Here is a 24,400-nt window from a genome sequence, read left to right as displayed (position 1 = left end):
AGGTAGGGGGAGCGGTTTATCGCTTCTCTGCTTAATATGATTGAAGTGACAAGATTAAATGGCAAAGGATTTATGCTGAACGCTCTCCATATCGAGCAAATCGAAAGCTTTCCAGACACGACCATTACATTAGCCAATGGAAAGAAATTCGTTGTGAAAGAAGATAAAGAGCAGCTTCAAGAGAAAATCATTTCTTTCTACAGAAAAATCCAAGTCATTTCATTGAATCAAGGAATAGAGGAGTTTGAATGAAGAAGAAATTAGTCGTAGTAATGCTAATCATGATTATTGCCATCGTCGGAATTGGAGCAGGCATCTTTTTTCTGCTGAATGGGTCAGACGAAGCAAAAGCAGAAAAAGAGCCAACAGCAGATGAAGTCGTAAAAGCTTCTGTTGAAATTCCTGAGATCATTACTAATTTAAAGTCTGAAGGAAATGCTGTCAAACTTGTATTGAATATTGAAACGGACTCTGAAAAAGCAAAAGAAGAGCTCGAGAAAAGAAGTTTTCAAGTGAAAGACGCCGTAATCGACATTTTATCAGACACGAATGCAGATGAACTTGATGGCAAAAAAGGCAGAGAACATTTTAAAACACTAGTCAAAAACAAAGTGAATAACTATTTGCAAGATGGCAAGGTGAAAGAAGTATATATAACCTCCTTTAATCTGCAATAGAGGCGATTAATTGACACGATGGAGGTGAAGAAATGTCAGGAGAAGTGCTTTCCCAGAATGAGATCGATGCATTATTATCCGCCATATCTACAGGCGAAATGGATGCAGAAGAGCTGAAAAAAGAAGAAACGACGAAAAAAGTGAAGGTGTATGATTTTAAACGTGCACTGCGCTTTTCGAAAGACCAGATTCGAAGTTTAACAAGGATTCATGATAACTTCGCTAGATTGCTCACCACGCACTTTTCAGCTCAGCTAAGATCATATATTCAAATTACTGTCAGCTCGGTTGACCAAGTACCATACGAAGAATTTATTCGTTCGATTCCTAATATGACATTATTAAACTTATTTTATGTCAGCCCGCTTGAAGGAAGAATCATGCTTGAAGTGAACCCAACAATCGGCTATGCCATGATGGACAGGCTGATGGGCGGGATTGGCATTAGTCATAATAAGACAGAATCACTTACAGAAATCGAAACAAAGATTATCTCAAACATGTTTGAGGGAGCTTTGGAAAATTACAGAGAAGCGTGGCAGTCCATAACCGACATCGAGCCTGAAATGGCAGATTTCGAGGTAAATCCCCAGTTTGTTCAAATGGTGTCACCAAACGAAACAGTTGTCGTCATTTCTCTTAATACACAAATTGGTGAGGTCAGCGGGGTTATTAACCTATGTATTCCTCATGTTGTATTGGAGCCTATTATTCCGAAGCTGTCTGTACACTACTGGATGCAGTCTGAACGAAATGAACCAAAACGACAAGAAACAAAGGCCATTGAAAAACGGATTATGACGGCAAAAATACCGGTAGTCGCAGAGCTAGGGGAATCGGAAATGACGGTGGAAGAGTTTTTGAATTTGGAAATTGGTGATTGTATTGCCTTGGACAAACCAGTAAATGCGCCTCTTACTGTTATGGTCGGAAATAAACCGAAATTCTTGGGACAGGCCGGCCGCGTGAATCGGAAACAGGCGATTCAAATTCTAGATCACGACATAAGAGGTGAAGAAGATGGAGAATAACGGAAGTAAATTATCACAAGACGAAATCGATGCGCTCCTTAAAGGAGGCAGCAATGACGATATAGAGCCTGATACAATCCTTTCTGCAATGGAGCAAGATGCCATTGGGGAAATCGGAAACATTTCATTCGGTAGCTCTGCAACAGCACTTTCAACCCTATTAAATCAAAAAGTGGAGATTACTACTCCAACTGTTACAGTGATTCAAAAAAGTATGCTGAATGAGGAATTTCCTCATCCGTATGTCGCTATTGAAGTGAATTATACAGAAGGCTTCAGCGCAAGTAACTTGCTTGTCGTCCAGCAAACAGATGCAGCAGTCATTGCGGACTTAATGATGGGCGGAGACGGGACAAATGCTGACCCTTCTTTAAGCGAGATTCACTTAAGTGCAGTGCAAGAAGCAATGAACCAAATGATGGGTTCTGCTGCGACATCCATGTCGACGGTCTTTAATAAAAAGATTGATATTTCTCCGCCGCGCGTCGAATTACTTGATGTGAAAGAAGGAGAAGGGACAGACCGCATTCCAGCTGAAGAAATGCTTGTCAAAGTATCCTTCAGATTAAAAATAGGTGAACTCATCGATTCAAATATTATGCAGCTTTATCCTATTACATTTGCGAAGGATTTAATCGCAGAATTAACAGACCCTGCGCAAGAGGAAGAGCCGGTTCAAGACACGCAAGTGAGCACACCTGAACCTCAGCCGGCAGCTCCGCAAACGCAGTCTGCACCAGCGCAGCAAGCAGCTCCGGCGAAAAGACAGGCGAAGCCAAAGCCGGCAGCACCTGTAAATGTAGCGCCTGTTGAATTTGAAGCGTTCAGTGAGCCTCAGCATACAACAAGCCAGCTTGGAAATCTTGATATGCTGATGGATATTCCGCTTTCCATTACGGTGGAACTTGGAAGAACTCAGCGCAGTGTAAAAGAAGTCCTTGAGCTTTCAGCTGGAAGTATCATTGAACTGGACAAACTTGCTGGGGAGCCAGTAGACATTCTGGTGAACAAACGAATCGTCGCCAAAGGGGAAGTCGTTGTCATTGATGAGAACTTTGGTGTTCGTGTGACTGATATATTAAGTCAGTCAGAAAGACTTTCTAATTTAAAATAAACAAACATATAGGGAGAGAATAAGTAAATGGCTACTAAGGTATTAATCGTAGATGATGCAGCATTCATGAGAATGATGATAAAGGATATTCTTGTAAAAAACGGATTTGATGTCGTAGGAGAAGCAGAAAACGGCGCTCAAGCAGTTGAAAAATACAAAGAAACTTCTCCAGACCTTGTCACAATGGATATCACAATGCCAGAAATGGACGGGATCACAGCGCTAAAAGAAATTAAACAAATCGACGCTTCTGCAAAAATCATCATGTGTTCTGCAATGGGGCAGCAGTCAATGGTTATTGACGCGATCCAAGCAGGTGCAAAAGACTTTATCGTGAAGCCGTTCCAGGCAGACCGTGTACTTGAAGCAATTAATAAAACGTTAGGCTAAAAAAGGGTGTAAGACTTGTTGAAAAAACGTTTGATATGTATAGCAATGATCAGTTTTATGCTTTTCTTGACGATGCAGCCTGCCTCACTGTTTGCTGAAACGAAAGATCCTGAAAATGGCACAGTGAATGACTGGATCAAAGAAGAGAAAAGCAGCAAAAAGGATACAGAAAAGACAACCACTGACAATCAAACGAATCCGGCAGAAGAAGTTCCCTCTTCTTCTGTCTCCATTATGGATTTTGTCAAAATGATTGGTGCTTTACTTTTTGTCATCCTGCTCATATATGGATTGGTGAGATTTGTTGGTAAGCAAAACCGCTTACTCAAACCATTTCGCTATGTTGAAAATATTGGCGGAACGACGGTTGGCCAAAACCGTTCAGTCCAGCTTATCAAAGTGGGCAAACGAGTATTAGTTGTCGGTGTAGCGGACTCAATCCAGCTGCTAAAAGAAATTGATGATGAACAAGAATGTGAAGCGATCGTGAAACAATATGAAGAAGCGATGGAAAGCAAAACAGATTTACCAAAAATCGTTCAAAAATTCACATCGCAGGTAAAGAAACAAAATCAGCCAACCACTTCTTCTTTTTCAGCCAATTTGAAGGCGCAGCTAGCCGAATTGAAAAAGACCCAAGCAGAAGTCAGAAAGAAAGGCCCGAAACAAAATGAATGAGTTTATCGATTTATTTAATTCCAGCGGTGCAGGGAACATTAGCACGTCTGTCCGTCTTCTTTTACTTTTAACCGTATTTTCGGTTGCACCAGGCATTCTCATTTTAATGACATGTTTTACACGAATAGTGATTGTACTTTCATTCGTTAGAACGTCACTTGCAACCAACTCAATGCCGCCAAACCAAGTGCTTGTAGGGCTTGCTTTGTTTCTCACATTTTTTATCATGGCACCCACGTTCTCAGAGATTAATAAAGAGGCACTGACGCCGCTTTTAAATGATGACATTACGCTAAATCAGGCATATGAAAAAGCCGAAGTGCCAATTAAAGAGTTTATGAGTAAACATACGAGACAGAAGGATTTGGCTTTATTTCTTAGTTACGCAAAAATGGATACACCTGAATCGATAAAAGATATTCCGTTAACGGCGATGGTACCCGCTTTTGCGATTTCAGAATTAAAGACGGCATTTCAAATTGGTTTCATGATCTTTATTCCATTTTTAATTATTGACATGGTGGTCGCAAGTGTCCTGATGTCAATGGGGATGATGATGCTTCCTCCGGTTATGATATCGCTCCCTTTCAAAATATTGTTATTTGTTTTAGTCGATGGATGGTATTTGATTGTTAAATCTTTGCTGCAAAGCTTTTAGAGTAGGTGCTTAAAACATGAGTTCAGAATTTGTCATTACGATGGCTGAAAGATCAGTGTATGTGGTATTGCTTGTCAGTGGGCCGCTTCTAGCGCTCGCTCTTATTGTGGGACTGATTGTCAGTGTGTTTCAGGCGACAACCCAAATTCAAGAACAGACGCTTGCGTTCATTCCTAAAATTGTTGCAGTTCTTATTGGGCTTGTTGTGTTTGGTCCATGGATGCTGTCAACCATTGTGTCCTTTACGACAGAGCTGTTCTCGAATTTAGATCGATTTGCAGGTTAACCAGCGATGTCAATCATAGAATTATTCCCTGCTTTTCTGTTAGTTTTTATTCGGATCACCGCTTTTTTTGTGACAGTACCGCTTTTAGCGCATAGAACAATCCCAGCTGTACACAGAGTTGGCTTCTCACTGTTTTTAGCCGTGATTAGTTTTAGCACGATTAAGGAACCGCCAGCACTCGACGTAGACGGTCTTTATATGATGCTTGCAGTGAAAGAAGCAATGGTCGGACTTCTGCTTGGACTGATTGCATATATCATGGTGTCCGCTGTTCAAATTGCCGGCTCATTCATTGATTTTCAAATGGGTTTTGCGATCGCCAATGTAATTGACCCGCAAACAGGGGCACAAACGCCGCTGATGGGGCAGTTTTTTTATACGGTCACATTGCTATTGATGCTGGCAACCAATGCACACCACCTGCTGCTTGATGGAATCTATTATAGCTTTCAATATATTGCAGTTGATCAGTACGCACTGAATTTCGGCAGTGAATCCTTTGCTTACTTTATTGCAAAGAGCTTCAACCAAATGTTCATCATTGCCTTTCAAATCTCAGCACCGGTTGTCGCCAGCTTGTTTTTGGTCGATTTGGCACTGGGCATTGTGGCACGAACAGTTCCGCAGATGAACGTTTTTGTGGTCGGACTTCCTATTAAAATGGGTGTGAGTTTTATTATGATCATCATCTGTATGGGCGTCATCTTCGGTGTTGTCCAAAATACATTTGATACGATTGTACTCACCATGAGGAATTTCTTAGCATTGGTCGGTGGTTCGTCATGATGACAAGGCTTAGACTAGACTTGCAATTTTTCGCAGGTGAAAAAACAGAAAAAGCAACGCCGAAAAAGAGACAAGATTCACGTAAAAAAGGTCAGGTTGCCAAAAGTACCGACGTCAATACAGCCATCTCATTTCTATTAATCTTTTTATCATTCTTTTTTATTGGGCCTTTTATGAAAGAGCGTATTATTGCGCTTATTGAACGTTTTTATTCAACAACCATGCTAATGAAGGTTAGCACATCTAATATTCATCAACTATTTGTGGAATTGCTTCAGGAAACAGCGCTCCTTCTCATGCCAATCCTTGGTGTTGGTATGCTGGCAGGCGTCATCAGTAACTATTTACAAGTTGGCTTTCTCTTTTCAACAGAAGTCATCAAACCGAAATTAGAAAAGCTAGATCCTATCAAAGGATTTAAACGGATATACAGTATTCGAGCCCTCGTAGAGCTGTTAAAATCCATTTTGAAAATTGGTTTTGTTGGTTTTGCGACATTTATTGCACTTTGGATGCACTTTGATGAAATTCTGCGGCTTCCTTTATTAACAGCAGAGGAAACCCTTCATTTCGTCGCAAATATGACCTTGATTATGGGTCTATATGCAGCAGGTGCTCTCATGATCTTAGCAGGGCTTGATTATATGTACCAGAAATTTGATTATGAAAAAAACTTGCGGATGTCCAAACAAGACATCAAAGATGAGTATAAAAAATCTGAGGGTGACCCGCTCATAAAATCAAAGATTAAACAGCGCCAGCGGGAAATGGCCATGAGACGGATGATGCAGGAAGTCCCAAAAGCGGACGTCATCATTACAAACCCAACCCACTATGCAATTGCTTTAAATTATGACGAAGAAAAGATGGACGCGCCCTTTGTTGTGGCAAAGGGAACAGATATTTTGGCTTTGAAAATTAGAACGATTGCGAAAGAGCACGATATCATGACCGTAGAAAACCGGCCGCTCGCTCGTGCACTATATGATCAGGTCGACATCGACCAAGCGGTGCCAGAGGAATACTTTAAGGCGATCGCAGAAATTTTAGCTTACGTATATAAAACGAAACAAAAGATTTTATGAATTTTTGGTTTTAAAAGGAGAGAACAGGCATGGCAGCAAGAGATTTATCTGTTTTATTCAGTGTTATTTTAATTGTGGCGATGCTGGTCATACCATTTCCGCCAATGCTATTAAGTATTTTAATCATTATTAATATTTCTCTTGCGCTTATCGTGCTTCTCACCACAATGAACATGCAAGAACCACTGCAATTTTCAATATTTCCATCATTGCTTTTGCTCTTAACGCTGTTCCGCTTAGGGCTTAACATCTCTACAACACGATCTATCCTATCAACTGGAGACGCTGGAAAGGTTGTAGAAACGTTTGGTTCATTTGTTGTTGGAGGTAATGTACTCGTGGGTCTGGTGGTCTTCCTTATTCTGATCATCATTCAATTTGTTGTAATCACCAAAGGGGCTGAGCGTGTTTCAGAGGTTGCGGCAAGATTTACCCTCGATGCAATGCCAGGGAAACAAATGAGTATTGATGCAGATTTAAATGCAGGGATGCTGACAGAAAGTGAAGCAAGAAATCGCCGTGAAAAAGTAGCGAGAGAAGCAGACTTTTATGGTGCAATGGATGGTGCAAGTAAGTTCGTCAAAGGGGATGCCATCGCAGGTATTATCATCGTCATTATTAATATTATTTTTGGCATTATTATTGGGATGCTTCAGCAAGGAATGTCGATTCAAGAATCAGCTTCCCACTTTACACTATTAACGGTAGGAGACGGGATTGTTTCACAAATTCCTGCACTTCTCATTTCAACAGCGACAGGGATTGTCGTCACAAGGGCTGCTTCTAATGGGAACCTTGGTTCAGATATCACTGAACAGCTGTTTGCATTCCCGGCTATGCTTTACGTCACATCAGGTACGATCTTCCTTCTTGGGTTGTTTACTCCAATCGGCGTACTTTTGACAGGACCGATCGCAGGTTTACTTGCCCTCGGCGCATACTTGATGTCGAAAAACAAACAGGATCAAGAAGAAATCGAAGAGGTACTAGAGGAACAGGCAGAGGTAGAAGAGATGAAAAGTCCAGAAAGCGTCATTCACCTTCTGCAAATGGATGCCATTGAATTTGAATTTGGCTACGGCCTGATTCCGCTAGCCGATGCAAATCAAGGCGGTGACCTGTTAGACCGAATTGTGATGATCCGAAGGCAGCTTGCCCTCGAACTAGGTCTTGTGATTCCAGTTGTCCGAATTCGAGACAACATTGCACTTAACCCAAATGAGTATCGGCTCAAAATAAAAGGGAACGAAGTGGCAAAAGGTGAGCTGCTGCTTGATCACTACTTAGCGATGTCTCCTACGCCTGATGATGATCCGATTGAAGGGATTGAAACAATCGAGCCATCCTTTGGTCTTCCGGCTAAATGGATCTCAGAAGCAGAAAAAGATCAGGCTGAGATGCTTGGCTATACGGTTGTAGATCCTGCATCTGTTGTGTCTACTCACATCACAGAGAAGATTAGACAAAACACACACGAACTGCTCGGACGCCAAGAAACGAAGCAATTAATCGATCATCTGAAAGAAAGTTATCCTGTCTTAGTGGATGAGGTGACGCCAAATCCACTAGCAGTTGGTGATATTCAAAAAGTATTGGCAAAACTGCTGAAAGAAAAGGTTTCTATTCGAAATCTTGTCACCATTTTTGAGACGCTTGCAGACTACGGAAAATTAACGACGGATACAGATTTGTTAACAGAGTATGTCAGACAGGCGCTGGCAAGACAGATTACCGCACAATATGCAAGAGAAAATGAATCGCTCAAAGTCGTGACATGCTCAGGTCGAGTCGAAAAGGTAATTGCTGACAGCGTACAGCAAACAGAGCATGGCAACTACTTATCATTAGATCCAGAATCCTCTGAAAGTGTGATTCAATCAGTGGCGAGAGAAATTGAACAGCTTTCGCTTCGTCAGGAAACGCCGGTTCTATTGTGCTCACCTCCTATAAGAATGTACGTCAAGCAGCTGTTAGAAAGATATTTCCCGGATTTACCGGTACTATCTTATAACGAACTAGAAGCAAATGTGGAAGTACAGAGCATCGGAGTGGTGGATATCTAATGAAAATGAAAAAAATCACAGCGAATTCAATGCAGGAGGCAACGATTCAAATTAGGCAGCAGCTTGGGAAGGATGCCGTCATTTTAAATTCCAAAACCGTTGTTAAACGAAAGCTATTCGGTTTAAAGAAACAGCAAATGGTTGAAGTAATAGCTGTGCTGGATCAAGATTTTGAAGAAAGAGCGGGTAAAGGTGTACATCCTGCGCCTCCTCTTCCAGTAATTCCGAAAAAGGAGCAGGTTCAACACTGGCCTGCAGAGCCATCCCTTGCTCCTGAGGCAGTGAAACCAGTACCTTCTCATGCTCAGCCTTTAGAATATGCGAGGAATGAGCGGCATGCTGGTATTCTGCCCGATCCTCTCATGGCAATCGATCAAAAGCTTAAGGATCAAGGTCTTGATGATTCAATTCGAGACGAATGCCTAAAAGGTCTTTTAACGAAGGGTGCTGTCAAGGAAGATCAAATTCAAAAAGAACTTGAACAACTGCTGACAGGTATGCTGCCGGCTCATACCTCTGATGAGCCGATGATTCGTTCAAAATACATTGTGCTGTTTGGTTCAACTGGGGCTGGTAAAACAACAACAATTGCAAAGCTGGCTGCCAAAACTGCCATTCAGAAGCAAAAGAAAATCGCTTTTATTACAACAGATACGTACCGAATTGCAGCGATCGAACAACTGAAAACATACGCGGAACTGCTCAATGCACCGCTTGAGGTTTGTTATTCGAGAGAGGATTTTGTGAAAGCTCAAGAGACCTTTAAAGAGTATGATCATATTTTCGTAGACACAGCCGGTCGTAACTTTAAAGAAGAAGCGTATATCAAAGAGCTGACAGACATTATTCCATTTGATGAAAGCTTTCAAAGTTTCCTAGTGATGAGTGCGACCTCGAAGTATCAGGACATGAGAGCCATGGTTAAACGATTTGAACACGTTCCAATCGACCAATTCATTTTTACAAAGGTAGATGAAACAGACACGATGGGAACAATCTTTCAAATCATTACAGACTCTCAAATCGGACTTGGATTTTTAACAAATGGTCAAAATGTACCTGAGGATATTCTTGAGGGCTCTCCTCTTGAATTAACAAGGATGGTCTTACAATGATGAAGCCCGACCAAGCGGAAGGTTTAAGAAAGCTCGTTCAGCAGAATCAAACGATCACACCGGCTCCTCTTGGTATAAGCAAACAGGCAAAAACCATTGCTGTCATGAGCGGTAAAGGCGGGGTAGGAAAATCGAATTTGACGCTGAATATGGCACTGTCTATCGCAAATGCAGGCAAGCGAGTGTTAGTCATCGACCTTGATTTTGGTATGGGGAATATTGATATTTTACTAGGAAAAACATCGACTAGCTCTATATTAGATGTTCTTGTCAGGAAGAAATCCTTCCAAGCAGCTATGACACAAGGAACGAACAACCTTTATTACATTTCTGGCGGAAGCGGACTTGAACAGCTGTTTTCTTTAGATAAAGATCAATGGTCTTTCTTTCTAGAGGAAATGGAAAGAATGATGCACGACTTTGATTGTATCTTCTTTGATATGGGTGCCGGCTTGTCAAAAGATCAACTGCCTTTTGTTTTATCAGCAGGAGAAGTTGTGGTTGTGACAACGCCAGAACCAACATCGATCATGGATGCTTACAGCGCAATTAAACACTTAGCTATTCATCAGTTTGAACAATCTGTGCAAATCATTGTCAACCGGTGTAAAACCCCGTCAGAAGGGTCTGAAACCTACCGGAAATTAGCAGGAGTGGTCACATCATTTCTACACAGAAAGCTAGTATTTGCTGGTGCTGTGCCAGATGATCCTGCGGTTCCTAAAGCAGTGGCTGAACAAATTCCATTTTATATCAAGCAGCCTCACTCAAGGCTGAGTAAAACGATCAAGATGCTGGCAGAAACACTTTATCAACAGCAGATAAGAGAGGCACAGAGAGAGCAGCATACGTTTATAGATAAGTTGTCCTCTTTTTTTAAAAGGAGGAAGGTGGACTCATGATTAGAGTGCTTGTAGTAGATGACTCGGCCTTTATGCGAAAGCTCATTAGTGATTTCCTAAGTGCCGAGCAAGAAATAGAAGTCGTCGGAACGGCGCGAAATGGGGAAGATGCCTTAAAACGGATCAAGGAACTGAATCCAGATGTTGTCACACTAGATGTGGAAATGCCTGTTTTAAATGGAACAGAAGCATTAAAACAAATTCTGGCTGAACATGACCTTGCCGTGATTATGGTGTCAAGCCAGACAAAGCAAGGGAAAGATTTAACTATCCATTGCTTAGAACTTGGTGCGTTTGACTTTGTGACAAAGCCTTCAGGAAGTATTTCCCTCGATTTGCACAAAGTAAGAGGCCAAATTGTAGAGCGGGTGCTTGCGGCAGGGATGTCAAGGAAACGCACAGAAGTGCAGATTTCTCCTAAGCCGGTGATGAAGACGCCAAGTCCAGTGGCTTTTCCTCGCCCGCAAGCAGTAAAAAGCAGCTCACTCCGAAAGATTATTTCAATCGGAACATCGACGGGAGGGCCAAGAGCACTTCAGCGAGTCGTCACGAAGCTGCCAAAGGACATAGAAGCACCCATTTTGATTGTGCAGCATATGCCGGCAGGATTTACGGCATCACTTGCTACTAGGTTAGACCATTTATCTCAAATTTCGATTAAAGAAGCACAAGATGGAGATATCGCTAAAAATGGAGTGGCTTACATAGCTCCTGGTGGAATGAATATGTCACTTCATGAACAAGGGGCATCCTTAGTCATCAGGCTGTCTCCAGAGGACACGGAAAGCCGGCACAAACCTTCTGTTAACTATTTATTTGAATCCATCAGCAATATAAAGGGTTACGAGAAAATTGCTGTCATTATGACAGGCATGGGTAGTGACGGCACAGAAGGTGTCAAAAAAATGGTCGCAAGCGGTCATACGAAAGTCATTGCAGAAAAAGAAGAATCATGTGTTGTTTTCGGAATGCCTAAATCAGTCATTAAAGCAGGCCTTGCACATGAAACAAGGCATGTGGATGACATCGCACATGCAATTATAAGCTCCATGAAAAAAGAGAGGGCGTGAACACGTTGGATGTAAACCAATACTTAGATATCTTTTTAGATGAAAGCAGAGAACACTTACAAACTTGTAATGAAAAACTTCTTGATTTAGAAAAGAACCCAACCGACTTGCAGCTAGTGAATGATATATTCAGAGCGGCTCACACATTGAAAGGCATGAGTGCAACGATGGGCTACGCTGATATGGCTCAGCTAACACATCATTTAGAAAACATGTTTGATGCCATTCGAAATGAACAAATGATTGTCACACCTGAGTCAATGGACACGATGTTTGAAGCACTTGATCACCTTGAAGCAATGGTTCAATCAATTGCAGAAGGCGGAGATGGGAAACGCGATGTCACAGAGGTTAGTAAAAAGCTAGATGTGACAGGAAGCCATGCTGAGGCAGCTCCTAGTGTTGAGACAGCGGATGTATCAGCTGCGGCTGCTAACGACTTAGACTATAACGAATTTGAACGAACAGTGCTTGATGAAGCGAGGGAACAAGGCTTTAAATGTTATGAACTCAATGTGACATTAAGTGACGCATGCTTATTAAAAGCCGTTCGTGTCTATATGATCTTTGAAAGACTGAACGAAGCAGGCGAGGTCGTCAAAACAGTTCCAAATGCAGAACTTTTAGAATCAGAAGATTTCGAATCTGAATTTAGTATTTCTTATTTATCTAAACAACCGATGGATGAAGTGAAAAAAATCGTGATGGCGATCTCAGAAGTTGAACATGTTGAGATCTCAGAAGTCTCTGCATTTGAAGAAGCGGCTCCAGCTGAAAAACAAGAGGCAAAACCTGAACAGGAAAAAGAAGAAGTATCTGTGTCTGCTGCGAAAGCACCAGCAAGCGATGCGCCAAAAGCAAATGGCAATAACGGTGCAGCTGCCGGCGGAACAAAAACGATTCGTGTCAACATTGACCGTCTCGATTCTCTCATGAATCTATTTGAAGAACTGGTGATTGACAGAGGCCGTTTAGAGCAGATTGCCAAAGAATTAGAAAATAATGAACTCACAGACACCGTTGAAAGAATGACACGTATTTCTGGAGACCTGCAATCGATCATCCTGAACATGAGAATGGTCCCTGTGGAAACAGTGTTTAACAGATTCCCGCGTATGATTCGTCAATTGACAAAAGAGCTGAATAAGAAAATTGAACTAATCATTGAAGGTGCTGAGACAGAGCTTGATCGAACAGTCATCGACGAGATTGGAGATCCGCTCTTACACTTACTTAGAAACAGTCTAGATCACGGAATTGAATCGCCAGAAGAACGTGTGAAAAAAGGCAAGCCAGAAAAAGGCACCGTTCTATTAAAGGCGTATCATAGCGGAAACCACGTCTTCATTGAAGTAGAAGATGATGGCGGCGGAATTAACCGTAAGAAAGTGCTTGAAAAAGCATTAGAGCGCGGGGTTATTACTGAAAGAGAAGCGGAAACGCTTGAAGATCATCAAATTGATTCATTGATCTTTGCAGCAGGTTTCTCTACAGCTGATACGATTTCTGACATCTCAGGCCGCGGTGTAGGCCTTGACGTTGTGAAAAACAAGCTGGAATCACTAGGCGGATCTGTGAGCATCAACTCAACAGAAGGACAGGGCTCACTATTCTCGATCCAGCTTCCGCTTACATTATCGATTATTTCCGTTCTTCTTGTGAAATTGGAAGAGGAAACATTTGCGATTCCGATTTCTTCTATTATTGAAACGGCTGTCATTAAGAAAAGCGACATCCTTCAAACGCATGATCGTGAAGTGATTGATTTCCGCGGATTTATCGTACCGGTCGTGTACTTGAAGAAACAATTCCACGTACCAAATGCGAATGAATTAGAGGAAGAACTGCACATCATCGTTGTTCGTAAAGGAGATAAGCTGACAGCATTTGTGGTCGATTCATTTATTGGTCAGCAAGAGGTTGTATTGAAATCACTAGGAGATTACCTGCCAAACGTGTTTGCGATCTCAGGCGCAACAATCCTAGGCGACGGTCAAGTTGCACTCATCGTTGACTGTAATGCACTGATCAAGTAAAAAACAATAGAGGAGCGGTCTGAAATGAGTACAGATATCAAAACTGGCGAAAAAATGATTGTGTTTATCGTAAACAAAAAAGAATACGCCATTTCAGTATCAGAAGTAAAGTCCATTGAAAAATGGCAGCAGCCGACAAGAGTCCCTGGCGTTGCCCCTTATATATGTGGTGTTATTAATCTGCGCGGTGTCGTGACACCTGTCATCGACCTTAGAGTCAGACTTGGATCAACTGACAACGACATTACAGATGAAACAAGAATGATTATTGTACAAGTTGGTGACATTGAAGTCGGCTGGATTGTTGATGAAGCGAATGATGTCATTACAGTCCATCAAGAAGAAGTAGAATCTTCTCCTGAATCAGCTGAAAAAGAAGGACAATCATGGGTGACAGGTATCATTAAGCATGATCAGCGTCTATTTAATATCATTCATCCTGGTGCCGTCCTCGACAAGAGCGTTCAAGATGCACCTGTTCATTAAGGAGGATGTGAAATGAGCATTTTCAATGAAATAAAAGATGAACAGCTGGATGTATTAAGAGAGGTTGGGAATATTGGAGCAGGCCACGCCGCGTCTGCTCTTGCCAGCCTATTGGATCGCAAAATAGATATGGCTGTTCCGTTTGTCAAGGTTCTCTCGTTTGAAGAATTAATGGATTTCTTTGGCGGTGCAGACCTCCCAGTTGCAAGTATTTTCCTGCGGATGGAAGGAGATTTATCCGGCTCTATCTTTTTCATTATGCCATTTGAGCAAGCAGAGCAATTTGTAAGAGAGCTTGTACAGGATCCGGCATTTGATATTGATACCATTCACGAGCATGTGATGGGGACGTCAGCACTACACGAGCTGGGAAATATTTTAGCAGGCTCTTATTTATCAGCCCTTGCCGATTTAACAAAATTGCAGCTTCACCCAAGTGTTCCAGATGTTACGCTCGATATGTTCGGGGCTGTCATTAGTGAAGGGTTAATGCAATTCAGCCCTCTAGGGGATCAGGCAATTGTGATTGATACATCGATTTTTGATGATCAAAATAAGCAAGAGCTGAAAGGAAATATGTTTCTATTACCAGACTTTGAATCGTTTGAAAAACTATTCAAAGCATTAGGTAACCTGTAATGAACGTTCAGATTCCGGCAGTTGTAAAGGTTGGTATAGCGGATGTTCAGCTTGTGAAAACACCGGACCGCATTCGGACATCCGGACTTGGTTCTTGTGTAGGACTTGTTCTGTTTGATCAAGAAAAAAAACTGGCAGGTCTTGTCCATGTCATGCTTCCAGACTCATCCCTTGCAAAAGGGGCAGTGGAGAACTTGGCTAAATATGCAGATACAGGTGTCAAGCATACAATTGATCTGCTTCTTAAAGAAGGAGCGCGCAAACATGCGCTAAAGGCAAAACTTGCTGGCGGCGCAGAAATGTTTAAGTTTAAGTCAACCAATGATCTGATGAGAATTGGACCTAGAAACGTATCAGCTGTTAAAGAACATCTGTCTCTTTATCGCATCCCGATCATTAGTGAGGATACGGGCGGGAACAATGGCCGTACGATTGAATTTGATCCGCTTACGACAGAGCTTGAGATCCGCACTGTGAAGCAAGGCATTATGAAGATATAACTAAGGAAGTATAGGGGGAGAAAGATGCAATCCTTAAATTACGAAGATCAGGCGCTATGGGCTAGATGGAAAGAGTGGAAGGACCCAGCTGCTGGAGATGATCTTATGCGCCGCTATATGCCGCTCGTCACATATCATGTTGGAAGAATTTCCATCGGACTCCCGAAGTCAGTGCATAAAGAAGACTTGATCAGTCTAGGGATGCTCGGTTTATATGATGCCCTTGAAAAATTCGACCCCGGAAGAGATCTGAAGTTTGATACATATGCATCCTTCAGAATCCGCGGGGCCATCATCGACGGTCTTCGTAAAGAGGACTGGCTGCCTCGTACATCAAGAGAAAAAACAAAAAAAGTAGAAGCGGCTATTGAAAAGCTTGAACAGCGCTATTTACGAAATGTGACGCCGACAGAAGTGGCAGAGGAACTTGGCATGAGTGAACAGGATGTTGTCACAACAATGAATGAAGGATTCTTTGCGAATCTGCTTTCAATCGACGAGAAGCTGCATGATCAAGAAGACGGTGAAAACGTCCAAGTCATGATTCGCGACGAGAAAACAGTGACACCTGAAGAGAAGATGCTGAAAGATGAATTAATAGAACAGCTTGCTGAAAAAATGACCGAGCTATCAGAAAAAGAAAAGCTCGTGATCAGTCTTTTCTATAAAGAGGAACTGACGTTAACAGAAATCGGTCACGTGCTCAATTTATCGACCTCGCGCATTTCGCAAATTCATTCAAAGGCATTGTTCAAGCTTAAGCATCTGCTTGATAAAGCCATTCAATCTTAAAGAGTTAGTGAGTGAAAAAATATGTTATGGCTGATTAGCTTCATGCTTCATGCTGCACTTATTTATTTTGTGATCATTTTATATACGAGAATGAATTCGCTGAAGGCAACTGAACAAAAGCAGCGAGAACTTCTAGAAGAAACGGAAAATACCCTGGCTGCATTTTTGATGGAAGTCAAAGAAGAGAATGACAAACTATTAAAAGTGGCAGCCGCTTCCCCTGATTTTTCTGCTGAAGAGCTGAAATCGGATTTTCAGACACCACAGCAGCCACAACCACCAATTGAAACCCAGCAATCGGTAGAAAGTGAAGATCCAGTACCAGAGCACTTGTCGGCTCTCCTTAGTGAAGTTGAAGTGCAGGAAGAGAAGGTAAACGAACCCGTTCCACATCTTGAATCAGAAGCTTCTGTGCCTTCTGAAAGTGAAATAGAAGAAACATTCGAGGACCAAGTGAAGACCTTATATGACAAAGGGCATTCGCTAGAAGAAATAGCGAAAGAACTGAAAACTGGCAAGACAGAAATCGAGCTTTTATTAAAATTTAGCGGAAAGCTGTAAAGGATTCTTGATTGTCAGTCCATCATGTGTTATATTATTTCTTGGTGTTAAATACACACGCTTAATGATTCGTATGAAGGTGCTGCCGTGGCGCAGTTTTATGTGAACATGACTTGAGCGGAGGAAAAAAAACCATTATATTAGGAGGCAACAAAATGTCAGTTATTTCTATGAAACAATTGCTAGAAGCTGGTGTTCACTTCGGTCACCAAACGCGCCGTTGGAACCCAAAAATGAAGCGTTACATCTTTACAGAGCGTAACGGTATCTACATCATCGATCTTCAAAAAACGGTGAAAAAAGTAGAAGAAGCTTACAACTTCACGAAAAACCTTGCTGCTGACGGAGGAAAAATCCTTTTCGTTGGTACGAAAAAGCAAGCACAAGATTCAGTGAAAGAAGAAGCAATCCGTTCTGGTATGTTCTATGTGAACCAACGCTGGCTTGGTGGAACTTTAACAAACTTTGAAACAATCCAAAAACGTATCAAACGTTTAAAAGATATTGAAAAAATGCAAGAAAACGGTACATTCGATGTTCTTCCTAAGAAAGAAGTCGTTCAACTGAAAAAAGAATTAGAGCGTCTTGAAAAATTCCTAGGCGGAATCAAAGACATGAAAGGTCTTCCGGATGCACTTTTCATTATCGACCCTCGTAAAGAGCGTATTGCAGTTGCAGAAGCTCGTAAATTGAATATCCCAATCATCGGTATCGTTGACACAAACTGTGATCCAGACGAAATTGATGTTGTGATCCCTGCAAACGATGATGCAATCCGTGCTGTAAAACTTCTAACTGCTAAAATGGCAGATGCGATTCTTGAGTCTAAACAAGGCGAAGAAGAAGCTGTTGTAGAAGAAACGACAGAAACTGAAACAACAACTGCGTAACCTATTCAAAAGGTGATAAGAGGGAAATGCCTTTTATCACCTTTTTTTCACCTAGTAATCCGTGTTTTAACATAGAAGGAGGAAATGTAAAATGGCAATTACTGCTCAATTAGTTAAAGAACTGCGTCAAAAAACTGGTGCAGGTATGATGGACTGTAAAAAAGCGTTAACAGAAACTGATGGTGACATCGACAAAGCAATCGATCTTCTAAGAGAAAAAGGAATTGCAAAAGCTGCGAAAAAAGCAGACCGTATTGCTGCAGAAGGATTAACTCTTATCAAAACTGACGGCAACACAGGCGTGATCCTAGAAGTGAACTCTGAGACTGATTTCGTTGCGAAAAACGAAGGATTCCAATCTCTTCTTAACGAACTTGCTGATCATTTGCTTGCTGCTAAACCTGCAACAATTGAAGAAGCTCATGCTTCTAAAATGGAAAACGGTTCAACAGTTGAAGAGCATATCACATCTGCAATTGCAAAAATCGGAGAGAAAATCACTCTACGTCGTTTCTCTGTTATCACGAAGGAAGATAACGCAGCATTCGGTTCTTACTTACACATGGGCGGACGCATCGGTGTGTTAGCTGTTCTTAACGGAACAACTGACGAAGAGCTTGCAAGAGACATTGCAATGCACGTTGCTGCTGTAAACCCTAAATACATTTCTCGTGACCAAGTGTCAGAAGAAGAAGCAAACCGTGAGCGCGAAGTATTAACACAGCAAGCGCTTCAAGAAGGAAAGCCTGAAAATATCGTAGCTAAAATGGTAGAAGGCCGTCTAAATAAATTCTTTGAAGAAATTTGCTTACTTGACCAAGCATTCGTTAAAAACCCAGATGAAAAAGTGAAACAAGTAGTAGCTGCGAAAAACGCAAGCATTCAAACTTATGTTCGCTATGAAGTGGGCGAAGGTATTGAAAAGCGTCAAGACAACTTTGCTGAAGAAGTTATGAGCCAAGTGAAAAAATAATGTTTGAAAAGCTCTCTGGGGCTTTTTTAGGGAGCACAAGCACTGTGTTCCCTATTTTTTAGAGGATATTGATTTACAAAAGACAGTTTCTTACGCATAATAAGAGACGGTATAGTTTACACTTGGAGGTTATCATGAGCAAACCGAAATATAATCGCATTGTACTGAAGCTAAGTGGCGAAGCACTAGCAGGTGATGCTGGAAATGGAATTAACCCAACTGTCATTCAATCAATTGCAAAGCAAGTAAAAGAAATTGCAGAGCTTGATGTTGAGGTTGCAGTTGTTGTAGGCGGAGGAAACCTTTGGCGCGGTAAGACAGGCAGTGACTTGGGAATGGACCGTGCAACAGCAGACTACATGGGCATGCTGGCAACAGTGATGAATTCACTCGCGCTACAGGACAGCCTAGAAACGCTTGGCATTCAGTCTAGGGTACAAACCTCTATCGAAATGAGACAGGTTGCAGAGCCATACATAAGAAGAAAAGCGATCCGTCATCTTGAGAAGAAACGTGTCGTGATTTTTGCTGCAGGTACTGGTAACCCTTATTTCTCTACAGATACAACGGCAGCACTTCGTGCAGCAGAAATTGAAGCAGATGTCATTTTAATGGCGAAAAATAATGTAGACGGTGTCTACAGTGCTGATCCTCGTACAGATGCGGATGCAGTAAAATATGATAAGCTTTCATATCTTGACGTGTTAAAAGAAGGGCTTGCTGTAATGGATTCTACTGCGTCCTCATTATGTATGGACAATGACATTCCATTAATCGTATTCTCCATTATGGAAGAAGGAAATATTAAACGTGCCGTAAATGGCGAATCAATTGGAACGATTGTGAGGGGGAAATAACGTGTCAAAAGAAGTATTGAACCAAACGAAAGAAAAAATGGAAAAAGCTGTTCAAGCATACGGACGTGAACTAGCAACTGTTCGTGCGGGCAGAGCAAATGCTTCATTGCTTGATAAAGTGACGGTTGATTATTACGGTGCACAAACACCACTCAACCAAATCGCGTCAATCACAGTGCCAGAAGCACGTATGCTGATTATCACACCTTATGATAAAACAGCCATCGGTGATATCGAAAAATCGATCCAAAAGTCTGATCTTGGCATCACGCCAACAAGTGACGGAAATGTGATCCGCATTGCGATTCCTGCACTAACAGAAGAAAGACGTAAAGAGCTTGTGAAAGTGGTAAGAAAATATTCAGAAGAAGCAAAAGTAGCTGTTCGTAATGTTCGTCGTGATGCAAACGATGAGTTGAAAAAGCTTGAGAAAAATGGTGAGATCACTGAAGATGAATTAAGATCATCGACAGAGGATGTTCAAAAATTGACAGATGAATATGTCGCTAAAATTGATGACGTGACGAAAGATAAAGAAAAAGAAATCATGGAAGTTTAAGAAAAAACTATGTACAATAGATAATAGTGAAAAACCCTCTTCATGTTTACAGGGGGTTTTTTTGTTAATACTGTTGGTGACTATATTATTAGCGGGAACGCAACCTTTTTGGGTGATGGAGGAATCTCATGCTCAATATACTCAAAAATTGGAAGAATCAGCAAACTGCTGCTTCCAACTTAGAAAGCCTGACAAAAGAAGACATATTAAATGGAGAAATTCCTGAACATATCGCCATTATCATGGATGGGAACGGAAGATGGGCGAAAAAACGTGCTCTTCCACGGGTAGCAGGACATCATGAAGGAATGAAAGTCGTCAAGCGCATGACAAAGCTTGCAAATGAGCTGAATGTCAAAGTGCTGACTTTGTATGCTTTCTCTACGGAAAATTGGAAACGTCCAAAACTAGAAGTAGACTTTTTAATGAAGCTTCCTGAAGAATTTTTGAACATCTACCTGCCTGAACTCATCGAGGAAAATGTCCGTGTGCGCTTAACAGGTGATCCAGACGGCCTCCCGCAGCATACGAAAAGAGCGGTAGAGAACGCAGTAAAGAGTACGGCGAATAACGACGGACTCGTTTTGAATTTTGCGCTCAACTATGGAGGGCGCACAGAAATCGTCTCCGCATGCAGACAAATTTCTGAAAAAGTCAAAGAAGGTAAGCTTCAAGCAGAAGACATCACAGAAGAGATGTTTTCAGCTTATTTAATGACAGAATCTCTTCAAGATCCGGATTTGCTTATTCGCACAAGTGGAGAAATTAGATTAAGTAACTTTATGCTTTGGCAAATTGCATACAGCGAGTTTGTCTTTACGGATGTGCTTTGGCCTGACTTTTCTGATGAGCATCTTATAGGCGCTATCGGAGAATACCAGCGCCGCGGCCGGAGGTTCGGTGGAATTTAGAGGGTGGTGCAGATGAAACAAAGAATTTTGACGGGTGTTTTGGCAGCTGCAGTCTTTTTACTTGCGGTTATATATGGACAGATGCCATTTACCCTGCTGATTTACTTAATGGGAAGTGTCGCTCTCTTTGAGCTTCTAAGAATGAAAAAGATATCGATTTTCAGCTTTCCTGGTATTGTCAGCTTAATATTGCTTTGGCTTTTAATGGGCGGAGAGAACAGCTTCTTCCCGAACGTAGACGCATCAAAAATGCAAATTGCTTTATTTGCAGTCTTAATCCTTTTAACTTATACAGTGTTGAGCAAAAACTCTTTCACATTCGATGAGGTTGCTTTTGTTGTATTAGCGACATTATATATTGGCGTCAGTTTCTATTATTTCATCCAAATTAGAGGCTTATATGGCATGAGTGCGATCTTCTTCGCAGCAGTGATTATTTGGTCCACTGACTCAGGTGCTTACTTTATTGGGAAATCTATGGGGAAACGAAAGCTCTGGCCAGAGATCAGTCCAAACAAAACAGTAGAAGGATTTATCGGCGGAATCGTCACAGCGGTCGTGTTGTCATTTGTGTTTCAGGCGGTTACAGGATTTTTGCCATCATATCTGCTTGTTATGTTTATTACTCTTTTGCTCAGTATCTTTGGACAGCTTGGCGACCTTGTGGAATCTGCTTTAAAGCGTCATTATCACGTAAAGGATTCAGGGACAATTCTCCCTGGACATGGCGGGATTTTGGACAGGTTTGACAGCTTTTTGTTCGTTCTGCCGTTTTTATATTTACTGCTCGCAACGTTTGCCAGCTAACCTCATAGAAACTTATTGAACGAGAGAAGGAGTGGCAATTTGAAATATATTTCGCTATTAGGCGCAACAGGATCAATTGGAGAACAAACATTAGATGTGATTAGGCAGCACCCAGACAAATTTAAGCTGAAAGCCATGACATTTGGCCGAAATGTAGATAAGGCCATTCCAATCATAGAACAGTTTCAGCCTGAATTTGTTGGATGTTTAAGTGAAGAGACTTATCAGACGCTAAAAGGTCATTCATTTGAATACGATGTCAAGATGGCTGCTGGTGATGAAGCCAACATCGAGGCAGCGACCTATGATGCAGTGGACGTTGTGGTCAATGCACTTGTAGGAAGTGTTGGGCTTGTTCCAACATTAAAGGCCATTGAACAAAAAAAGACGATTGCACTCGCAAATAAGGAAACACTTGTCACAGCTGGTCATATAGTAAAAGAGTACGCGAAAACATATGATGTACCTTTACTTCCTGTCGATAGTGAGCATTCCGCTATTTTTCAATGCCTGCAAGGTGAACAAGCTAAAAACATTGAACGCTTAATCGTGACAGCTTCAGGTGGTAGTTTCCGAGATAAAAAACGAACTGAACTTGAAGGTGTTACGGTTGAAGAAGCGCTGAACCACCCAAACTGGTCAATGGGAGCGAAAATTACCATTGATTCAGCGACGATGATGAATAAAGGGCTCGAGGTGATTGAGGCACATTGGTTGTTTGATATACCGTATGAACAAATTGATGTGCTGTTACATAAAGAGAGCATTATCCATTCGATGGTGGAATTTCACGACAAAAGCGTCATGGCTCAGTTAGGGACACCAGACATGAGAGTGCCCATTCAATATGCACTCACATACCCTGACAGGGCGCCATTACCAGAAGCGAAATCATTGAACCTTTGGGAGATTGGACAATTGAATTTCCAAAAAGCGGATTTTGACAGGTATCGCTGCTTACATTTTGCTTATGAATCAGGTAAAATAGGAGGGACAATGCCTGCTGTGCTCAATGCAGCAAATGAAATGGCAGTTGATGCATTTCTGAAAGGCAAAGTAACGTTCCTGCAAATTGAAGAATTGATTGAAAAGGCACTAAATAGACATCATGTGATTTCAACGCCTAGTTTGCAAGATATCCATGAAGTGGACAAAGATACACGAGACTTTGTTCAATCAATCCTCACATAAGGTGGTATGTTCGTGAATACAGTGATTGCGTTTATTATTATTTTTGGAACGCTCGTTTTTTTCCACGAGCTTGGCCATTTAATTATGGCGCAGCGAGCGGGGATTTTATGCCGCGAGTTCGCAATTGGTTTTGGGCCGAAGATTTTCTCCTTTAAACGAAAGGAAACCGTTTATACCATTAGACTGCTCCCTATTGGCGGATTTGTTAAAATGGCAGGAGAGGACCCTGAAGTCATTGAAATTAAACCAGGTCATACAGTGGGGCTCTTATTCAATGAGCAAAATGAAGTAGAAAAAATCATTTTAAATGACAAAGAAAAATATCCTGATGCACTTGTCATCGAAGTTGAGCAGATTGATTTAGATCATGCCATGAGAATCTCAGGATATGAAGCTGGAAATGAAGATATTTTAACTGGCTACAATGTCAGTCAAACAAGCTTTTATATTGCAGATGGTGAAGAAATTCAAATCGCACCATACAATCGTCAATTTGGATCAAAAACGGTATGGCAGCGTATTAAAGCGATCGCAGCTGGACCGATTATGAACTTTATCCTGGCGTATGTGATTTTGGTTGCTTTAGGCTTTATTCAAGGGGTAACCGTTGATGATCCTATACTCGGCAAGCTGACGAAAGACGGCCGAGCGGCAGAAGCTGGACTCATGCAGGGAGACCACATCGTGTCCATTAACGGGGATAAAATGAATTCTTGGACAGACGTCGTTCAAACCGTTCAAAAGAACCCTGAGAAAAAAATGAATGTCGTCATTGACCGAGACGGCAAAGAAAGCACTGTGCAGGTTGTACCAGAAGCTGTGAAAGCAGACGGAAAAAGCATTGGCCGTTTCGGATCTTATCCGCCAACTGAAAATGGATTTCTGAAGGTTATTTCATCCTCAGGAACGACTGTGATTTCAACAGCAGGACTGATTTTAACGAACTTGCAAAAAATTGTCACAGGACAATTTTCACTAGATATGTTAGCAGGTCCTGTTGGGATCTATGACATGACAGGAGAAGTAGCCAAGCAAGGTGTGTTAACATTAATGCAGTTTGCGGCGTTCCTTAGTATCAACTTAGGCATCGTGAATTTATTACCGATTCCTGCACTAGACGGAGGACGTTTACTATTCTTGTTTGTTGAAGCCATTCGTGGTAAACCAATTAATCGTGAGAAAGAAGCACTTGTTGTCTTTATCGGTGTTGCATTCCTCATGCTGTTAATGCTAGTGGTTACGTGGAATGACATCCAGCGATTATTTTTATAAAAACCAATGTCTCTTGTTTCTCATTACGGGAAACAAGAGTTTTTGTGAGTAGTCCTATTTCATAAATGAGG

At 41.6% G+C, this 24,400-nt stretch carries 28 protein-coding genes; all 28 read left to right on the top strand.

The window, feature by feature from the left end:
• Nucleotides 1-36 precede the first annotated feature (36 nt).
• The 28 genes from swrD (at nt 37) to rseP (ending at nt 24,329) form a co-directional block, all read left to right on the top strand.
• Nucleotides 37-252, top strand: coding sequence for a swarming motility protein SwrD (swrD, locus tag C6Y03_RS01730; RefSeq protein WP_034662354.1), 216 nt, complete (start codon nt 37-39; stop codon nt 250-252).
• A complete protein-coding gene (gene fliL, locus C6Y03_RS01725) occupies nt 249-677 on the top strand; it encodes a flagellar basal body-associated protein FliL (protein ID WP_034662353.1) in 429 nt (142 codons plus the stop codon). Before swrD ends, fliL begins: the two co-directional genes overlap by 4 nt.
• 32 nt (nt 678-709) lie before the next feature.
• Entirely contained in the window at nt 710-1,708 is a 999-nt protein-coding gene (gene fliM, locus C6Y03_RS01720; RefSeq protein WP_106038748.1) for a flagellar motor switch protein FliM, read from the top strand.
• Nucleotides 1,698-2,822, top strand: a complete 1,125-nt coding sequence (gene fliY / locus C6Y03_RS01715; RefSeq protein ID WP_034662352.1) for a flagellar motor switch phosphatase FliY — start codon at nt 1,698-1,700, stop codon at nt 2,820-2,822. The genes fliM and fliY overlap by 11 nt, the downstream gene beginning before the upstream one ends.
• A gap of 27 nt (nt 2,823-2,849) precedes the next feature.
• Nucleotides 2,850-3,212 carry a chemotaxis protein CheY gene (cheY, locus tag C6Y03_RS01710; protein ID WP_007499584.1) on the top strand — a complete coding sequence of 121 codons (363 nt, stop codon included), beginning with the start codon at nt 2,850-2,852 and terminating at the stop codon, nt 3,210-3,212.
• Between the two features lie 18 nt (nt 3,213-3,230).
• Nucleotides 3,231-3,890 (top strand): flagella biosynthesis regulatory protein FliZ, encoded by a 660-nt coding sequence (gene fliZ / locus C6Y03_RS01705; protein WP_106038747.1) that lies wholly within the window; start codon nt 3,231-3,233, stop codon nt 3,888-3,890.
• Nucleotides 3,883-4,548, top strand: coding sequence for a flagellar type III secretion system pore protein FliP (gene fliP, locus C6Y03_RS01700; protein WP_007499580.1), 666 nt, complete (start codon nt 3,883-3,885; stop codon nt 4,546-4,548). Before fliZ ends, fliP begins: the two co-directional genes overlap by 8 nt.
• A 16-nt stretch (nt 4,549-4,564) precedes the next feature.
• Complete coding sequence (gene fliQ / locus C6Y03_RS01695) at nt 4,565-4,834, top strand: flagellar biosynthesis protein FliQ (protein WP_003211206.1); 270 nt, start codon at nt 4,565-4,567, stop codon at nt 4,832-4,834.
• A 6-nt stretch (nt 4,835-4,840) separates the two neighbouring features.
• A complete protein-coding gene (gene fliR / locus C6Y03_RS01690) occupies nt 4,841-5,620 on the top strand; it encodes a flagellar biosynthetic protein FliR (RefSeq protein WP_034662349.1) in 780 nt (259 codons plus the stop codon).
• Nucleotides 5,617-6,705: a flagellar biosynthesis protein FlhB gene (gene flhB, locus C6Y03_RS01685; RefSeq protein WP_106038746.1), complete on the top strand. Its 1,089-nt coding sequence runs from the start codon at nt 5,617-5,619 to the stop codon at nt 6,703-6,705. Before fliR ends, flhB begins: the two co-directional genes overlap by 4 nt.
• 29 nt (nt 6,706-6,734) lie before the next feature.
• Nucleotides 6,735-8,768, top strand: a complete 2,034-nt coding sequence (flhA, locus tag C6Y03_RS01680; protein ID WP_060596266.1) for a flagellar biosynthesis protein FlhA — start codon at nt 6,735-6,737, stop codon at nt 8,766-8,768.
• Nucleotides 8,768-9,883: a flagellar biosynthesis GTPase FlhF gene (flhF, locus tag C6Y03_RS01675; RefSeq protein WP_106038745.1), complete on the top strand. Its 1,116-nt coding sequence runs from the start codon at nt 8,768-8,770 to the stop codon at nt 9,881-9,883. Before flhA ends, flhF begins: the two co-directional genes overlap by 1 nt.
• Nucleotides 9,880-10,785, top strand: a complete 906-nt coding sequence (locus C6Y03_RS01670) for a MinD/ParA family protein (RefSeq protein WP_106038744.1) — start codon at nt 9,880-9,882, stop codon at nt 10,783-10,785. Before flhF ends, C6Y03_RS01670 begins: the two co-directional genes overlap by 4 nt.
• Nucleotides 10,782-11,855 carry a protein-glutamate methylesterase/protein-glutamine glutaminase gene (locus C6Y03_RS01665; RefSeq protein ID WP_060596270.1) on the top strand — a complete coding sequence of 358 codons (1,074 nt, stop codon included), beginning with the start codon at nt 10,782-10,784 and terminating at the stop codon, nt 11,853-11,855. The genes C6Y03_RS01670 and C6Y03_RS01665 overlap by 4 nt, the downstream gene beginning before the upstream one ends.
• A 5-nt stretch (nt 11,856-11,860) precedes the next feature.
• Nucleotides 11,861-13,891 carry a chemotaxis protein CheA gene (locus C6Y03_RS01660; protein ID WP_106038743.1) on the top strand — a complete coding sequence of 677 codons (2,031 nt, stop codon included), beginning with the start codon at nt 11,861-11,863 and terminating at the stop codon, nt 13,889-13,891.
• A 24-nt stretch (nt 13,892-13,915) separates the two neighbouring features.
• Nucleotides 13,916-14,377 (top strand): chemotaxis protein CheW, encoded by a 462-nt coding sequence (locus C6Y03_RS01655; protein WP_034662331.1) that lies wholly within the window; start codon nt 13,916-13,918, stop codon nt 14,375-14,377.
• Between the two features lie 12 nt (nt 14,378-14,389).
• Nucleotides 14,390-15,016: a chemotaxis protein CheC gene (locus C6Y03_RS01650; protein WP_034662328.1), complete on the top strand. Its 627-nt coding sequence runs from the start codon at nt 14,390-14,392 to the stop codon at nt 15,014-15,016.
• Nucleotides 15,016-15,516, top strand: a complete 501-nt coding sequence (locus tag C6Y03_RS01645) for a chemotaxis protein CheD (RefSeq protein WP_003212153.1) — start codon at nt 15,016-15,018, stop codon at nt 15,514-15,516. Before C6Y03_RS01650 ends, C6Y03_RS01645 begins: the two co-directional genes overlap by 1 nt.
• A gap of 24 nt (nt 15,517-15,540) precedes the next feature.
• Nucleotides 15,541-16,308 carry a FliA/WhiG family RNA polymerase sigma factor gene (locus tag C6Y03_RS01640; protein ID WP_012009976.1) on the top strand — a complete coding sequence of 256 codons (768 nt, stop codon included), beginning with the start codon at nt 15,541-15,543 and terminating at the stop codon, nt 16,306-16,308.
• 21 nt (nt 16,309-16,329) lie between these two features.
• Entirely contained in the window at nt 16,330-16,869 is a 540-nt protein-coding gene (locus tag C6Y03_RS01635; protein ID WP_106038742.1) for a Swarming motility protein SwrB, read from the top strand.
• Nucleotides 16,870-17,024: 155 nt separating this feature from the next.
• Nucleotides 17,025-17,759: a 30S ribosomal protein S2 gene (gene rpsB / locus C6Y03_RS01630; RefSeq protein ID WP_003212093.1), complete on the top strand. Its 735-nt coding sequence runs from the start codon at nt 17,025-17,027 to the stop codon at nt 17,757-17,759.
• 91 nt (nt 17,760-17,850) lie between these two features.
• Nucleotides 17,851-18,732, top strand: a complete 882-nt coding sequence (tsf, locus tag C6Y03_RS01625) for a translation elongation factor Ts (protein ID WP_012009978.1) — start codon at nt 17,851-17,853, stop codon at nt 18,730-18,732.
• Nucleotides 18,733-18,866: 134 nt separating this feature from the next.
• Entirely contained in the window at nt 18,867-19,589 is a 723-nt protein-coding gene (gene pyrH, locus C6Y03_RS01620; protein ID WP_008344767.1) for a UMP kinase, read from the top strand.
• A gap of 1 nt (nt 19,590) precedes the next feature.
• Entirely contained in the window at nt 19,591-20,148 is a 558-nt protein-coding gene (frr, locus tag C6Y03_RS01615) for a ribosome recycling factor (protein ID WP_003212469.1), read from the top strand.
• 128 nt (nt 20,149-20,276) lie between these two features.
• On the top strand, nt 20,277-21,059 hold the full coding sequence (gene uppS / locus C6Y03_RS01610; protein ID WP_034662319.1) for an undecaprenyl pyrophosphate synthase: 783 nt from the start codon (nt 20,277-20,279) through the stop codon (nt 21,057-21,059).
• Nucleotides 21,060-21,071: 12 nt separating this feature from the next.
• Nucleotides 21,072-21,866, top strand: coding sequence for a phosphatidate cytidylyltransferase (locus C6Y03_RS01605; RefSeq protein WP_060596276.1), 795 nt, complete (start codon nt 21,072-21,074; stop codon nt 21,864-21,866).
• A 39-nt stretch (nt 21,867-21,905) separates the two neighbouring features.
• A complete protein-coding gene (gene dxr, locus C6Y03_RS01600) occupies nt 21,906-23,057 on the top strand; it encodes a 1-deoxy-D-xylulose-5-phosphate reductoisomerase (protein ID WP_060596277.1) in 1,152 nt (383 codons plus the stop codon).
• 6 nt (nt 23,058-23,063) lie between these two features.
• Nucleotides 23,064-24,329 carry an RIP metalloprotease RseP gene (rseP, locus tag C6Y03_RS01595; RefSeq protein WP_106038741.1) on the top strand — a complete coding sequence of 422 codons (1,266 nt, stop codon included), beginning with the start codon at nt 23,064-23,066 and terminating at the stop codon, nt 24,327-24,329.
• Nucleotides 24,330-24,400: the final 71 nt, after the last annotated feature.

Origin of the sequence: Bacillus sp. LNXM65 (assembly GCF_002998575.1) — a bacterium.
Classification (GTDB): domain Bacteria; phylum Bacillota; class Bacilli; order Bacillales; family Bacillaceae; genus Bacillus.
This window is presented reverse-complemented; position numbering and strand designations above follow the sequence as displayed.

Bases quoted from the DNA above. Each gene is read 5' to 3' on its own strand.
- flhF (WP_106038745.1), top strand. From the start codon at position 8,768: ATGAAAATGAAAAAAATCACAGCGAATTCAATGCAGGAGGCAACGATT.
- fliQ (WP_003211206.1), top strand. From the start codon at position 4,565: ATGAGTTCAGAATTTGTCATTACGATGGCTGAAAGATCAGTGTATGTG.
- flhA (WP_060596266.1), top strand. From the start codon at position 6,735: ATGGCAGCAAGAGATTTATCTGTTTTATTCAGTGTTATTTTAATTGTG.
- C6Y03_RS01605 (WP_060596276.1), top strand. From the start codon at position 21,072: ATGAAACAAAGAATTTTGACGGGTGTTTTGGCAGCTGCAGTCTTTTTA.
- fliM (WP_106038748.1), top strand. From the start codon at position 710: ATGTCAGGAGAAGTGCTTTCCCAGAATGAGATCGATGCATTATTATCC.
- fliP (WP_007499580.1), top strand. From the start codon at position 3,883: ATGAATGAGTTTATCGATTTATTTAATTCCAGCGGTGCAGGGAACATT.
- cheY (WP_007499584.1), top strand. From the start codon at position 2,850: ATGGCTACTAAGGTATTAATCGTAGATGATGCAGCATTCATGAGAATG.
- flhB (WP_106038746.1), top strand. From the start codon at position 5,617: ATGATGACAAGGCTTAGACTAGACTTGCAATTTTTCGCAGGTGAAAAA.
- C6Y03_RS01645 (WP_003212153.1), top strand. From the start codon at position 15,016: ATGAACGTTCAGATTCCGGCAGTTGTAAAGGTTGGTATAGCGGATGTT.
- pyrH (WP_008344767.1), top strand. From the start codon at position 18,867: ATGAGCAAACCGAAATATAATCGCATTGTACTGAAGCTAAGTGGCGAA.
- fliY (WP_034662352.1), top strand. From the start codon at position 1,698: ATGGAGAATAACGGAAGTAAATTATCACAAGACGAAATCGATGCGCTC.
- rseP (WP_106038741.1), top strand. From the start codon at position 23,064: ATGTTCGTGAATACAGTGATTGCGTTTATTATTATTTTTGGAACGCTC.
- rpsB (WP_003212093.1), top strand. From the start codon at position 17,025: ATGTCAGTTATTTCTATGAAACAATTGCTAGAAGCTGGTGTTCACTTC.
- C6Y03_RS01640 (WP_012009976.1), top strand. From the start codon at position 15,541: ATGCAATCCTTAAATTACGAAGATCAGGCGCTATGGGCTAGATGGAAA.
- fliR (WP_034662349.1), top strand. From the start codon at position 4,841: ATGTCAATCATAGAATTATTCCCTGCTTTTCTGTTAGTTTTTATTCGG.
- swrD (WP_034662354.1), top strand. From the start codon at position 37: ATGATTGAAGTGACAAGATTAAATGGCAAAGGATTTATGCTGAACGCT.
- C6Y03_RS01665 (WP_060596270.1), top strand. From the start codon at position 10,782: ATGATTAGAGTGCTTGTAGTAGATGACTCGGCCTTTATGCGAAAGCTC.
- C6Y03_RS01635 (WP_106038742.1), top strand. From the start codon at position 16,330: ATGTTATGGCTGATTAGCTTCATGCTTCATGCTGCACTTATTTATTTT.
- fliL (WP_034662353.1), top strand. From the start codon at position 249: ATGAAGAAGAAATTAGTCGTAGTAATGCTAATCATGATTATTGCCATC.
- tsf (WP_012009978.1), top strand. From the start codon at position 17,851: ATGGCAATTACTGCTCAATTAGTTAAAGAACTGCGTCAAAAAACTGGT.
- C6Y03_RS01650 (WP_034662328.1), top strand. From the start codon at position 14,390: ATGAGCATTTTCAATGAAATAAAAGATGAACAGCTGGATGTATTAAGA.
- C6Y03_RS01655 (WP_034662331.1), top strand. From the start codon at position 13,916: ATGAGTACAGATATCAAAACTGGCGAAAAAATGATTGTGTTTATCGTA.
- uppS (WP_034662319.1), top strand. From the start codon at position 20,277: ATGCTCAATATACTCAAAAATTGGAAGAATCAGCAAACTGCTGCTTCC.
- C6Y03_RS01670 (WP_106038744.1), top strand. From the start codon at position 9,880: ATGATGAAGCCCGACCAAGCGGAAGGTTTAAGAAAGCTCGTTCAGCAG.